Source organism: Marivivens donghaensis, from assembly GCF_011806565.1.
GTDB lineage: Bacteria > Pseudomonadota > Alphaproteobacteria > Rhodobacterales > Rhodobacteraceae > Marivivens > Marivivens donghaensis_A.
On record NZ_JAATOP010000002.1, the window covers coordinates 202,049 to 214,984 of the forward strand.

Here is a 12,936-nt window from a genome sequence, read left to right on the forward strand (position 1 = left end):
TTGTTCCTACTGCCTGACTGACATCGTTGTGAGCCGCACTGTTACCGCGGCATCGGGTTGGTGCCCTTTTTGTAGGGCGTCCAATCGGTGATATCGGGGTAATATGTGCGCCGCCACGCGCGCACTTTCGGGTTCATCCAGCGCCGCCAAACGGGCGGAACCATCGCCGCCATCGCCATCATGGGATAGCCGAACGGAAGCTGCGGCGCTTCGACCTCGGGGTAGGTCTGGAGCAGCGGGAAGCGGCGGTCGGGACGATAGTGATGGTCGGAGTGGCGCTGCAAATTGATCAGCAGCCAGTTCGACGCCTTGTGCGCTGCGTTCCACGAATGATGCGGGCGGACGGGTTCGTATTTGCCGTCGCCCAGATGGCGACGGGTCAGGCCGTAGTGTTCGACGTAGTTTGTGAGCTCAAGCGCCCAGATGCCGACGAAAGCCTGCACGACGAAAAGCCCTACGCCCTCCCAGCCGCCGATCCACGCGGCGAAGACGATCATCCAGAATTGCATCGCAAGATAGCGCCAGAACGGATTGCTGATGTGCCACCACGGGAGCTTCTTGCGGGCGAGCATCCGCTTTTCGGCCTTGAACGCGGACGGCGGGCAAGTGCGGAGAACGCGCGCGAAGTAGCGGTGAAACCCTTCGTTATACCGCGCCGTGACCGCATCGCGGGGCGTGCCGACATAGACGTGGTGGACAAGCAGGTGCTCGGTTCTGAAGTGCGAATACAGCGCCATCGCCAGCAGCACGTCGCCGAGCCACCGTTCGAGGCGGTTTCGTTGATGCAGCAATTCGTGGGCATAGACGATGCCGATGGTGCCTGTCAGAACGCCCACGTCGAACATCACGCCGATCTTGCCCCAAGTACTGAGGTGATCGGTATGCGTGATGTAAGCGAGCAGTCCGAAGATAAGACCAAGCTGTACCGGCGGCCAGATCATTGTGATCAGCTTGTACCAGAAAAGCTGCGGATCAGGCGTTTCGGGATCGGGGTTCGCGTCACTCAGACCCGCGAAGGAGTCGATCACGGTGAACAGGTGCCACGCCAGCAGCGGGGTCAGCAGGATCGTCCAGCCGCCGTAGATTGCGGCGATGACCGGCAGAGGCACCAATGCGAGCGACAGCCAGAATGGCGCGGCGTTCACGAATGATACCTGAGCTTTGGCGGACATGTCCTGTTCCCTCTGACTACCGCGACGCTACCGCTCGGACCCGTCATCGGCAACCGGAACGAATGTCGCTGCCGCGAGGTCGTAAACCTTTCGCATCACCGTGGGGAGCGATGACGGTTTGAAATCATGCTTGCCGATGAGGACAGCATTTCCCGGCTCGGCCCCATGAGGAAGCTCGGCGGTATGCACCTTCAGGCGCAAATGGAAATGCGTGAAGGTGTGGAGGGCTTCGGCGTTGAGCGTGGTCCAATGGCCATCGAACGGCGGCGTGGGGGTCGGATCATCGCTCCATTCCGACCCTGGCCAGCCGAGCATACCGCCGAGCATTCCTTTCTCGGGCCGTGTTTCCAGCAGCCAAGTCCCATCAGCGCGACGCGCGACATAGGCATGGCCGAAACGGGTCGGCACTTTCTTCTTCGGCAGCTTGCGGGGGAGGCTAGCGGCGGTACCTTCAGCGCGGGCGACGCAGGGTTCGCGCCACGGGCAGATGCCGCACGCAGGATTGCGAGGCGTGCAGATCGTCGCGCCGAGGTCCATGACCGCCTGTGCGTAATCACCGGGTCGTTCCTCGGGCGTCAGTGCGCGAGCCAGTTCGGTCAGTTCGGGCTTCGACGTCGGCAGCGGTGTTTCGACGTTATAGAGCCGCGACATCACCCGCTCGACATTCCCGTCCACGACCACTTCAGAGCGGTTGAACGCAATTGAGGACACTGCGCCAGCGGTATAAGGCCCAACCCCAGGCAGTTTCAGCAGCCCTTCGCGCGTGTCGGGAAACCTGCCGCCGTGATCGTCTACAACGGCGCGGGCGCATTTCAGCAGATTCCGCGCACGGGCGTAGTAACCAAGTCCCGCCCATTCGGCCATCACATCTGCATCTTCGGCGGCGGCCAGATCGCTCACCGTCGGCCATTTCGCGGTAAATCGATGGAAGTAATCCTTGACCGCAGCGACCGTGGTTTGCTGTAGCATGATCTCTGACATCCACACGCAATAGGGATCGGGCAGAACGCCGTCCTTGCGGTCTTGCGGCGAAACCCGCCATGGCATGACCCGCGCATGGGTGTCATACCATTCCAAGAGAATATCACTTAAACCGTCACGCAATCTTTAGCCCCTGTAACAGTGGTTTTGCTGGCACCTGCCGTACCTGCCGATAAGATGACCCCCAAGATGACAAAAGATCGATCCAGAGGAACCACCCGCGGTTTTGCCCGCGCTGTCACGCTGATGCAAACCCGCATCCGCACCGCGACAGAGTCCCGTGGTTTCGCCGTATCCCGCGTCATCACGCACTGGGAAGATATCGTCGGAAGTGGCATCGCCGGAATAGCCCGTCCGGTCAACATTTCGTATGGCCGCGAGGGCATGGGCGCAACCCTTACGCTTCTGACGACCGGTGCGCAGGCTCCCATGCTGGAAATGCAGAAAGAGCAGATCCTGAACAAGGTGAACAGCTGCTACGGCTACCGTGCCATTTCCCGCATCAGGATCACGCAGACCGCTCCGACCGGATTTGCCGAAGGGCAGGTCCAGTTCAAACAGAAAACCAAGACGGTTGCCGCACCCGATCCCGTGGTCGTGAAAGAGGCCAAGTCGATGGGAGAGAGCGTAGGAAATGATGACCTGCGCCTTGCCCTCGAAAGCCTTGCAACCAATGTACTTAGCAAACGCAAAACCTGACAGAGGCCAAATATGAACCGACGCCAATACCTGACCGCCACGACCGCAATGGCTTTTGCCAGCATGATCGGCGTTCCGGCCTTCGCACAGGACACGACCGAGTCGCTTATTCCTGACATGGTACTGGGCGACCCCGATGCGCCGGTCGAAGTGATCGAATACGCATCCTTCACCTGCCCGCACTGCGCCAGCTTCGAGGCGGACCAGTTCAAGGAAATCAAGGCCAACTACATCGACACCGGTAAGGTCCGCTTTGTCTTCCGCGAAGTATACTTCGACCGTTACGGCCTCTGGGCATCGATGATCGCCCGTTGCGGCGGCCAGATGCGCTTCTTCGGCATCACCGAGATGGTATTCGCCAAGCAGCGCGAATGGACCCAAGGCGAGCCGGCTCAGATCGCAGCGAACTTGCGTTCGATCGGTAAGGCTGCCGGTCTGGACGATGCGTCGCTCGACGCCTGTATGCAGGACGCCGAACTGGCCCAGAACCTGATCTCCTGGTACGAGACCAACGCAGAGCGTGACCAGATCGAGGGCACCCCGAGCTTCATGATCCAGGGTCAGAAGTACTCGAACATGGCTTACGACGACTTCGCCAAGATTTTGGACGAAGAGCTTGAAAAGGCCGGCTGGAGCGACGAAGCTGCCACCGAGGAAGCGCCCGCAGGAGCGGATGCGGAAGGCGAAGAAACCAAGACTGAATGACACCACTACACGGCCTCAAGGTAATCGAACTTGCCCGTATTCTCGCAGGCCCGTGGGCCGGACAGACGCTGGCAGACCTCGGGGCCGAAGTGATTAAAGTAGAGGCTCCCGATGGCGATGATACGCGCCGTTGGGGGCCTCCTTTCGTTGAGAGGGACGGCGAGACGACCGCATCCTATTTCCACGCAGCCAATCGCGGCAAGAAATCCGTGGTCGTCGACTTCCGCACCGAGGAAGGCCGCGAAACTGTCCGCAAACTGGTGCGTGACGCCGATGTGGTCATCGAAAACTTCAAAGTCGGTGGGCTGAAGAAATACGGCCTCGACTACGAGAGCCTGAAGGCCATCAACCCGCGCCTTATTTATTGTTCGATTACGGGGTTCGGCCAGACCGGCCCCTATGCGCATCGTGCGGGCTATGACTACATCATCCAGGGCATGTCCGGCCTGATGTCGATCACCGGCGAGCCTGAACAGCAGCCGCAAAAGGTCGGCGTGGCGGTCACGGACATTTTTACGGGCGTTTATGCCACCACCGCGATCCTCGCTGCCCTGCACCAGCGGCAAAGTACGGGGCAGGGACAGCACATCGACATGGCGCTGCTGGATGTGGCGACCGCGATTTCGGCGAATCAAGGGATGAACTACCTGACCACCGGCAAAGCGCCGCAGCGGATGGGCAACGCGCACCCGAATATCGTGCCGTATCAGGTGTTTGATTGCTCTGACGGACATATCATCATCGCTGTGGGCAATGACGGCCAGTACCAGCGGCTTTGCCAGCAACTCGGCCTGCCTGAACTCGCGGACCAGTACCCCACGAATGCCGACCGTCTGGCGCACCGCGATGTGCTCGTGCCGATCCTGACGGCGGCGACTCGGCAGCATACACGGGATGGCTTGCTAGCGATTTGCGAAGCGCACGGCATTCCCGCCGGTCCCATCAACGATATGGCTGACGTTTTTGCGGACCCGCAGGTCGTCGCGCGTGGCATGGTCGTGGATTGTGACGGGATGCCCTCTATTCGGACACCGATCACGTTTTCGGATGCCGAGCTTAGCCTAAACTGCGCGTCTCCGAACCTCGGACAGGATCAGACGCTTATCGAGGAGTGATGCCGACTTTCGCGAGCGCCGCGTCAATCGGGCTCCAATCGTCGACTTCAAGCCGCACAGGTACCGTCAGCACTTTCGGGCGGAAGCTCGCGGGCAGGCGGACCGCGTCTTTTTCTGTCGTGACCAACTGGGCGACACGGGTTTTGCCCTCAAGCTCCAAGCGGGTGAGCAGCGAGTCCGTCAGCGGTTGGTGATCCTCCAGCGCCTCCGCGCGAATGATGTCGCAGCCCAGATCGCGCAGGGTGGCAAAGAATTTCTCCGGATTGCCGATGCCCGCGAAGGCCAGCACGCGCATATTTGTCCACGTCATACCGGTCTTGAGCGGCTCCAGCCTGCCGCGCACCAGCGGAACTGGCAGCGCGCCGAGGGGGGCAAGCTCCTCACCAATGGAAAGCACCACATCTGCCCGCTTCAGACCCTTTTCCACGGGTTCCCGAAGCGGTCCGGCTGGCATGACGCGCCGATTGCCGAACCCGCGACGGGCGTCGACGACGACGATGTTCACGTCTTTCGCAACGGTCGGGTTCTGGAAGCCGTCGTCCAGCAGAATGACTTCCGCGCCCGCAGCTTCGGCGGCTTTCACGCCCGCGGCGCGGTCCTTCGCAATCCACGTCGGGGTGAACGCGGACAAAAGCAGCGGCTCGTCGCCAACCTGATCGGCGGTATGTTCGCGCTCGTTGACTTGCAGCGGTCCTTCGAGGCTGCCGCCATAGCCACGCGACACGATATGCGGCGCGTAGCCCATCGAAATCAGTCTCTGTGCCAGCGCAATTGCGGTCGGCGTCTTACCTGTGCCGCCGACATTGATGTTGCCGATGCAGATGACGGGGACGGTCGCTTTGTAGCCTTCCTTCGCCACACGGCGCGCAGTTGCAGCAGCGTAGAGCGCCGCAATGGGCGCCAAGATACGCGCTTTGAAGCCGGGTTTGTCAGGATCGTTGAACCAGAAAATCGGTGCGGGCATGTCAGTGATCCAACGTATCAAGCAAGCTGGCGATCATCGACGCCACGCGGTTCGTTACCTCCGCGCCTTGCGAAGTCACAGCCCAAGCGGCGTGAGCGATTTGCGCGGCCTTGTCGGGGGAGAGAAGCTTTTCGATAGCGCTCGCCAGCTCGACGTTATTTTTCACGGCCTTCGCGCCGCCCGCCTTATCGAGGCGGCTATAGGCGTCTTGATAAGGCTTATTTTCAGGGCCATGCACCACGACTGACCCAAGCGATGCTGGCTCGAACGGATGCCGACCGCCGCCGAGGATCGTGCCGCCGATATAGGTCGTGGGCGCAATGCGGAACCACATGCCGCGCTCCTGACCAAGGTCAGCGATGTAGACGTGAGTGGTATCTTTGGGGTCATCCTCAGAGCGGAGAACGGCCTTCAGCTTTGCCTTCTCGACTGCCTCGGCATAGATCGGGCCGTCTTCCGGATTGCGGGGCTCCAAGATGAGCAGCAAGCGGTGGGAGCGGCGCAACGCGTTCTTGTGCGCCGCAATCACGCCCTCAAGCTCCTGCACAGGCACGTCCGAAGCCAGCCACATCGGGCGCGACCCGACGACTTGGGCAAAGTCGGCGCGTTCGGCCTCGTTGTTGGGCAGGACCGGAATGCTTTCCGTGAAGGAGCCTGTGACCGTCACGGCCTCTTGCGACATGCCAAGACGGATCAGCCGCGTGGCGGTCATGGTGTCCGCTGCGAACGCGGTTTCGAATTCGCTGATGGTGTCGGATTTGATCCCGGGGAGCCACCCGCCGCCCGTCACGATGGGATCGTCCGAGCGGATGTTCACGAGGAAGCGTCTGATCGGGCGCTCTTTGACCACGGCGACCACCAGCGGATCGACCTGCCCCCCGAGCCAGAACAGCGCGTCAGGCTGCCAGTGATCGAGAAAACCGTCGACTTCGGCCTTCGTTCGGCCGGGGCCGGTGCCGATGATCACGTCGCCGTCGTCTGAGACTTCAGGCTCGCTCTGCGTGCCAGTGATCAGAAAACTGACCTGCTCCTGATCGTCCTGAAGCGTGCGGATGACGCTTTGCGCGTGGAGCAGATCGCAGGTCGTGGGGCAGTGGAACCACACAAGCGGACCGTCGGGGCGCGGGTCACGGCTTGCGCCGTCCTTCCCGCGTCCGCGTAAAGCGACATAGGTCGCGAGGGCCAGCGAGTGGGCCATGGGCAGATCAGGCCTGATCGACCGGAGTCATCTCTTCGTCGCGCAGACGGTGCAGGTGCGCGATGAAATAACGGGTGTGCGCATCGTCGACGGTGCGCTGGGCAGCCGATTTCCAAGCCGCGTAGGCGCTTTCGTAGTTCGGGAAGATGCCGACGATGTCGATTTTTTCGACGTCCGCGAACTGGGTGGTGGACGGATCGACGAGTTCGCCGCCGAAGACGAGGTGCAGGCGTTGGGCCATGTTGTGCTCCAGTGCTGAAAGTTGGGGCCAAACTAAACTTTCACCCTACATCGTCAAGTAACACCGCTGCGGGTTGCTGCAATGCAGCAAAGCGGTAATGATAGGGCTAACAAAGGAGACGCGATGCCTCGGATTGCCGTATTTTCGGATCTGGACGGAACGTTGCTGGATCACAGCACCTATAGCTGGGAGCCCGCGCGCCCTGCGCTCGAACGGTTGAAGTCGAACGGGATCATGCTCGTTCTCGCCAGTTCAAAGACAGCGGCAGAGCTTGTTCCACTGCGGAGCGAGATGGGTTTCGACCACTGCCCGTGCATTGTTGAAAACGGCGCTGGCATTATCGCAGCAGGCGAGGAAGCAGGTTCGGAAGCCATCGTACATGACGCGCTGATGAATGCCGTGTCTCAGATGCCAGAAGCGCTTCGACAGAAGTTCGAGAGCTTTTCGGACTGGGGTGCGGAAGGCATCGCCGAGCATACCGGACTGGCGCGCGACGCCGCAGAGGCTGCCGGCAAGCGTCAGTTTTCGGAGCCCGGGGTCTGGAACGGCACTGACGCAGAACTGGAAGACTTCATTGCCAACCTTGCCGAGCAGGAGGTCCACGCCCGTCATGGCGGCAGATACCTCACGCTCAGTTTCGGGGCGAACAAGGCCGACCGTATGAAGGAAATCGCTGGCAGCGCAGATGCGGAATTCACGCTCGCGCTCGGCGATGCGCCCAATGACATCGAGATGATCGAAGCCGCGACCCATGGCGTCATCATCAAAAACGGTCATGGCAACCCGATGCCGGAGCTTCAGGGCGAGGCCGACAAACGCATTATCCGCACCGCAAAAGAAGGCCCTGCTGGCTGGAACGATGCGGTGAATCATTTCCTCGATCATGTCGAGAACGGTCAGAATTGGCACAAAGGAGTTGAACTTGGCTGATTTCCACCAGAGCGGCAGCATTGCCACCCTGCATAACCTTCGGACCCGTAGCACCGAAGACATGACGCGGGAGCTGTCGATTTTCGGCGAGCGCCGCAAGATCAACCTTATCCTTCCGTCGTTGTTTTCCGAACTCGAAGGCGATGCGCTGCCCGCGATCATCGACGAACTGAACACCGTTCCCTATCTGAACCGCATTATCATCGGCCTCGACCGTGCGGACGCCGAACAGTACCGCTATGCGCGCGAGTTCTTCTCCAGACTGAAGCCGCAGCACGAGGTGCTCTGGCACGACGGCCCGCGGATGAAGGCCATCGACGAGCGTCTCCAGCGCCTGACGCTTTCGCCGTCCGAACCGGGGAAGGGCCGCAATGTCTGGTTCTGCATCGGCTACACGCTGGCGCAGGCCGAAGCTGCGGTGGTCGCGGTGCACGATTGCGACGTGGTCACTTATTCGTCCGATATGTTGGCCAAGCTGATCTACCCCGTCGCCAATCCGGCGTTCCCGTACCAGATGTCGAAAGGCTTCTATCCCCGCGTGGCCGACGGCAAAATGAACGGGCGTGTCAGTCGCCTGCTGGTGTCGCCGTTGCTGCTCGCGCTGAAAAAAGTGCTCGGCCCGCGCGATTACCTCGATTTCCTATCGTCGTTCCGCTACCCGCTTGCGGGTGAATTCGCGATGCGGACACCGATCCTGCCCGACATGCGTATTCCGTCGGATTGGGGCCTCGAAATCGGCATCCTGTCGGAGGCGTGGCGCAACCTTTCCCCGCAGGCTGTCTGTCAGGTCGAGATCAGCGATCGCTACGACCATAAGCATCAGGACCTGTCCGCAGAGGACGCCACGCAGGGTCTGAGCCGCATGTCGGTCGACATTTGTAAGGCGCTCTATCGCAAGCTGGCCGCCGACGGCACAGTGCTGAGCGAGGAGGTGTTCCGTTCGATCAAGGCGACCTACTTCCGCATGGCGCTCGACCAGATCGACACTTACTACAACGACTCGCTCATCAACGGTCTGCACCTTGATCGCCACGCTGAAGAAACGGCCGTCGAGCTGTTCGCCGCCAACATCATGCAGGCGGGTCAGGTGTTCCTCGAAAATCCGATGGAGACTCCGTTCATCCCGAACTGGAGCCGCGTGAATGCCGCAGATCCGGATCTGATGACGGACATGCTCGCAGCGGTTCAAGCCGACCGCGACGAGTTCGGCTAAGCGAGGCTATCGCGCAGCAAACTGTGGGCGGCGTTGGTCCCTGCGACCACGCCGTCGACCTGCGGGAAGGGATTGTTGAAGACGAGCGGATCGCCTGCGCGGTCGGTTACGATGCCGCCAGCCTCTTCGATGATGAGGGTGCCAGCAGCAATATCCCATTCCCAACTGGGCCTTAATGTGAGCATAGCGTCAAATCTGCCTACTCCGACGAGGCACATGCGGTAAGCCAGCGACGAGCGGAAATGTTGGTCGCACTCGGGCGGGGTGCCGTTCTTCCAGAACTTCGGTTGCCAGTTGGGCTTCGCCGCGAGGACGGACGGAATGCCGACGCGGTCACGGATCGACAGGCGTTCGCCGTTCAGGAAGGCACCCGTGCCGCGGCCCGCGGCGTACATCTGGTTGCGGATCGGCAGGAACACGACGGCGGCGGTGATTTTGCCATCCGTCGCAATTGCGATGCTATGCGCCCAGTCGCGCGAGCCGTTGATGAAGGCGCGTGTTCCGTCGATCGGGTCGATGATGAACTGGTGCTTGGTCGACAGGCGTTCAGCGTTGTCTTCGGTTTCCTCGGACAGCCAGCCGTAGTCGGGTCGCGCACTGCGGAGTTTTTCTCGCAGCATGTGGTCGACCGCATAGTCGGCCTCGGTCACGGGGCCCGCGTCATCGGGTTTGTGCCATACCTGCGGATCGGCGGTGTAGTAACCGCTTGCAATCTCGCCAGCCTCGTTTGCGGCCTCGATCAGGAGATCGAGATCACTCGCCGGCAAGGGTCAGCCCCTCGACCAGAAGCGACGGGATCACGCGGCTGAGGTAGGTGCGCGCATCGTTTGCAGGTGTGATCTTCTTGAGCATGTCGATCAGATTGCCCGCAACGGTCACCTCGTTGACCGGATAGGCGATCTCTCCGTTTTCGATCCAGAAGCCCGACGCGCCGCGCGAATAGTCGCCCGTGTTCGGGTTGATGGTCGCGCCGATGAACGAGTTGATGAGGAAGCCTGTGCCGATCTCTTTCATCAGATCTTCGCGGGACTTGGTGCCTTGGGTCAGTTCGAGGTTCGTCACGCTCGGCGACGGCGGGGCGGATGTGCCGCGCGCAGCGGAGCCGGTGCTTTCGAGTCCGAGTTTCCGCGCATTCGCGAGGTCGAGGGTCCAGTTCTGGAGAACACCGTTTTCGACGATGGCACGCTTGCGGGTCGGCAGACCTTCGGCGTCGAACATCTTGGAGCCGGAAATCCGCGCGCGATGCGGGTTTTCGATCAGCGAAATCCCGTCGGGCAGCACCTGCTGGTCCATCAGCTGGCGCGCCCAAGACGAGCCGCGAGCGATCATCGCGCCGTTGGTGGCGGACAGCAGGTGGCCGATCAGGGTCGAGGACACGCGCTCGTCGATGATGACAGGGTAGGCGCCCGTTTTGACACGGCGCGGGTTCAGCGCGGCAACGGCACGTTCGCCAGCGGTGCGGCCGATATCCTCGGCACTGCGCAGATCGATGCGGAAGATGCGCCCATCGCCGTCCGCGTCGCGCTCCATCTTGCCGCCCTTGCCGGCAAGCGCCACGCAGGACATGCCGATATCGCTGCGGCGATAGCCACCCGAGAAACCGTTGGTCGCGGCAAGGTGCAGCGCGCGGTTGCTGTATCCGGCGGAGGCAGAAATGACCTGCTCGACACCGGCGACCGAAAGGCCGGCGGCTTCAGCGCGTTGGGCCATATCTTGTAGTTCGGCGGGTGCGGGCTCTTCGGACGGGTCGAAGAGTTCGAGTGCGGCACTGTCAATCTCTGTCGCGAGCTGCGCTGGGTCGGCGAGGCCGCAGTACGGATCTTCGGGCGCGAGGCGGGCCATCTGGACGGCACGCTCAGCCACGGTTTTCAGCGCATCGCTGCGCGTGTCTGAGGTGGACACACAAGCCTGACGATTGCCGACAAAGACGCGCACGCCGATATCGACGCCTTCGGACCGTTCGGCGTTTTCGAGCGCACCTGCGCGGACGTCGATTGTCATGGAGGTGCCGTCAACGGCGAGCGCATCAGCAGCGTCGGCGCCGGACTGGCGGGCGTAGTCGAGAAGTTCGTGGGTCAGGTCGGCCAGAGTGCGTGTCATGCAAGATCCTTTCGGTCCTGCATGAGGTAGCTCTCCGGCCGACCTATCGCAAGTGTTCGATCAGAACGGCATACCGTTCAGGGTGAAGCCTTCCGGCGTCAGCTCGACATCACCGACGAAGCGGTCGTCGATACCATCCTGCGGTTCCTGACGGAGGAACGCGCCCAGCATCATACCTGCATTCGGCGGGACCATGCCGGTGCTTTCGAGGCGGGACAGCAGTTGGTTGATGTTGGCGACGACGACCTGAGCGGTACCGGTCACGCTGAACGGCATACCCGTCATCGGGTCCATCATCTCGGTGAACTCGAAATCGCCTTCGGCCGTTGCCATCGCGCCGAGCAGACCGAGGTCGAGCGAATTGACGGACACGCTTTGCACAGTGACGGGCGTATCTTCGAGGCCCATCATCGTTTCGATGTCCAGCAGGTCCTGCATCACGGTCATCTCGCCGCTGATGTCGACGACGAGGTGGTTTTCGCCCTCGGTCACGTCAAAGCCCATCAGCATGTCCTGCGGCTCGAACGAGGTGATCGCGTAGGACGGAATATCGATGGCAATCGAGAATTCCTGCGGATCTTCGGCTGCCATGAGCGGAGAGGCCATTTTCACCGTCGACGGCTCCGACGTCAGCGAAACATCGAACGGCATACCGTTCATATCGCCCGCAATGTTGGCGGTCGAAGCGCCATAGCCGATGTCCAGGGAGAGGCCTTTTTCGCCGATGCCAAAGCTGGAGGTGCTGTTTTCGATTTCAGCGTCGACTTGGAAGCTTGCCGAAGAAGCCTCGGAGTACTCAGTTGCCTCCGAAGTGAATGTCATCGATTGCGACGTGGTGGCCTTTTCGGAAGTGCTTGTCATGTCGACCGAAAGGCCCGCGCGGATCGACGCTGCAACGTTCATCAGGTCCAGCGGCTGACGCGGAAGCTGGACGATGTAGTCGATTGTCGTGTTCTCGTTCGATGTGTAAGCGGTCTGATCAGCACCGCCACCGGTTTGCTGGGACGTCGTTTCAAGCATAGCGGCTGTGGAGCTGCCGTTCTGGATGATCATGTCACCGAGCGATACCGTAGTGGTCTGCGAGCCGTCGGTCATGATGATGTGATAGGTCGAAACGATGTCCGCGACGTCTTCGCCCATCGAATCCAGTGCGGCCATGTCGGACATATCCGACATCGCTTCGATGCTGTCATAGGTGCGCTCGATCTGCATCTGATCGGGGTCGCCGGTGACGTGTTCGCTCAGGTTGGACATGCTCATGGTGAAGGGCGTAACCAGATCGTTCGCGCCGTCTTCGGGCGGAGTGATAACGAGTTGGCCGTCCATCGTTTCGCCATAGACAACATCGAGCTCACCATCGGCTTCGGTGATGGTCATGGACGGAACGGTCATTGTGAACGCACCGAAGTCCATCGGCAGGGTCATCACGAGATTGAGGTTCTCGACCGTGGTGACATCGCCGTCCGCGCTAACGTCCGAGGTGACTTCGAAACCGGAGGCATTCGCGACTTCGGTGATCATGTTCAGGTAATCGTCTGCGGTGACGTCTGCGAGCGCGGGTACGGGAACAACTGCCGCGACCAGCGCGAGGCTGCGGGGGGAAAGTTTGTTAAACACA

At 61.1% G+C, this 12,936-nt stretch carries 13 protein-coding genes; 5 read left to right on the top strand and 8 right to left on the bottom strand.

Annotated features, from left to right (window positions below; genetic code table 11):
- Positions 1 to 41: 41 nt before the first annotated feature.
- Together HCZ30_RS03860 and mutY are read right to left on the bottom strand one after the other, a co-directional pair.
- Positions 42 to 1,172: an alkane 1-monooxygenase gene (locus HCZ30_RS03860; RefSeq protein ID WP_167636490.1), complete on the bottom strand. Its 1,131-nt coding sequence runs from the start codon at positions 1,170 to 1,172 to the stop codon at positions 42 to 44.
- 27 nt (positions 1,173 to 1,199) lie between these two features.
- Positions 1,200 to 2,276, bottom strand: a complete 1,077-nt coding sequence (mutY, locus tag HCZ30_RS03865) for an A/G-specific adenine glycosylase (RefSeq protein ID WP_167636492.1) — start codon at positions 2,274 to 2,276, stop codon at positions 1,200 to 1,202.
- A gap of 66 nt (positions 2,277 to 2,342) precedes the next feature.
- Here mutY and HCZ30_RS03870 point away from each other — a divergent pair, with 66 nt between their 5' ends.
- From HCZ30_RS03870 to HCZ30_RS03880, 3 genes are read left to right on the top strand one after another with little or no spacing between them, the layout of a single operon-like run.
- Positions 2,343 to 2,852 carry a DUF721 domain-containing protein gene (locus HCZ30_RS03870; protein ID WP_167636494.1) on the top strand — a complete coding sequence of 170 codons (510 nt, stop codon included), beginning with the start codon at positions 2,343 to 2,345 and terminating at the stop codon, positions 2,850 to 2,852.
- Positions 2,853 to 2,864: 12 nt separating this feature from the next.
- Positions 2,865 to 3,557 carry a DsbA family protein gene (locus tag HCZ30_RS03875; RefSeq protein ID WP_167636496.1) on the top strand — a complete coding sequence of 231 codons (693 nt, stop codon included), beginning with the start codon at positions 2,865 to 2,867 and terminating at the stop codon, positions 3,555 to 3,557.
- Entirely contained in the window at positions 3,554 to 4,672 is a 1,119-nt protein-coding gene (locus tag HCZ30_RS03880; RefSeq protein ID WP_167636498.1) for a CaiB/BaiF CoA transferase family protein, read from the top strand. Before HCZ30_RS03875 ends, HCZ30_RS03880 begins: the two co-directional genes overlap by 4 nt.
- Here HCZ30_RS03880 and lpxK read toward each other — a convergent pair.
- The 3 genes from lpxK to HCZ30_RS03895 are packed head-to-tail and all read right to left on the bottom strand — an operon-like array spanning position 4,659 to position 7,075.
- On the bottom strand, positions 4,659 to 5,636 hold the full coding sequence (gene lpxK, locus HCZ30_RS03885; protein ID WP_167636500.1) for a tetraacyldisaccharide 4'-kinase: 978 nt from the start codon (positions 5,634 to 5,636) through the stop codon (positions 4,659 to 4,661). The genes HCZ30_RS03880 and lpxK overlap by 14 nt on opposite strands.
- Position 5,637: 1 nt before the next feature.
- Positions 5,638 to 6,834 carry a 3-deoxy-D-manno-octulosonic acid transferase gene (locus tag HCZ30_RS03890; protein WP_167636502.1) on the bottom strand — a complete coding sequence of 399 codons (1,197 nt, stop codon included), beginning with the start codon at positions 6,832 to 6,834 and terminating at the stop codon, positions 5,638 to 5,640.
- Positions 6,835 to 6,841: 7 nt separating this feature from the next.
- Positions 6,842 to 7,075 (bottom strand): DUF4170 domain-containing protein, encoded by a 234-nt coding sequence (locus HCZ30_RS03895; RefSeq protein ID WP_167636504.1) that lies wholly within the window; start codon positions 7,073 to 7,075, stop codon positions 6,842 to 6,844.
- A 123-nt stretch (positions 7,076 to 7,198) separates the two neighbouring features.
- Here HCZ30_RS03895 and HCZ30_RS03900 point away from each other — a divergent pair, with 123 nt between their 5' ends.
- The gene (locus HCZ30_RS03900; RefSeq protein WP_167636505.1) at positions 7,199 to 8,005 is read left to right on the top strand and encodes an HAD-IIB family hydrolase; all 807 of its coding nucleotides are present in this window, start codon (positions 7,199 to 7,201) and stop codon (positions 8,003 to 8,005) included.
- A complete protein-coding gene (locus HCZ30_RS03905) occupies positions 7,998 to 9,218 on the top strand; it encodes a glycosyl transferase (RefSeq protein WP_167636507.1) in 1,221 nt (406 codons plus the stop codon). Before HCZ30_RS03900 ends, HCZ30_RS03905 begins: the two co-directional genes overlap by 8 nt.
- On the opposite strand, the gene HCZ30_RS03910 is transcribed toward HCZ30_RS03905, so the two are convergent.
- Genes HCZ30_RS03910 through HCZ30_RS03920 form a run of 3 tightly spaced genes read right to left on the bottom strand, consistent with a single transcriptional unit; the run spans position 9,215 to position 12,935 of the window.
- Complete coding sequence (locus tag HCZ30_RS03910) at positions 9,215 to 9,985, bottom strand: 3'(2'),5'-bisphosphate nucleotidase CysQ (protein WP_167636509.1); 771 nt, start codon at positions 9,983 to 9,985, stop codon at positions 9,215 to 9,217. The two genes, HCZ30_RS03905 and HCZ30_RS03910, sit on opposite strands and share 4 nt — an antisense overlap.
- Complete coding sequence (locus HCZ30_RS03915; protein WP_167636511.1) at positions 9,972 to 11,318, bottom strand: TldD/PmbA family protein; 1,347 nt, start codon at positions 11,316 to 11,318, stop codon at positions 9,972 to 9,974. The genes HCZ30_RS03910 and HCZ30_RS03915 overlap by 14 nt, the downstream gene beginning before the upstream one ends.
- Positions 11,319 to 11,378: 60 nt before the next feature.
- The gene (locus HCZ30_RS03920; protein ID WP_167636513.1) at positions 11,379 to 12,935 is read right to left on the bottom strand and encodes a hypothetical protein; all 1,557 of its coding nucleotides are present in this window, start codon (positions 12,933 to 12,935) and stop codon (positions 11,379 to 11,381) included.
- Between the last annotated feature and the right edge of the window lies 1 nt (position 12,936).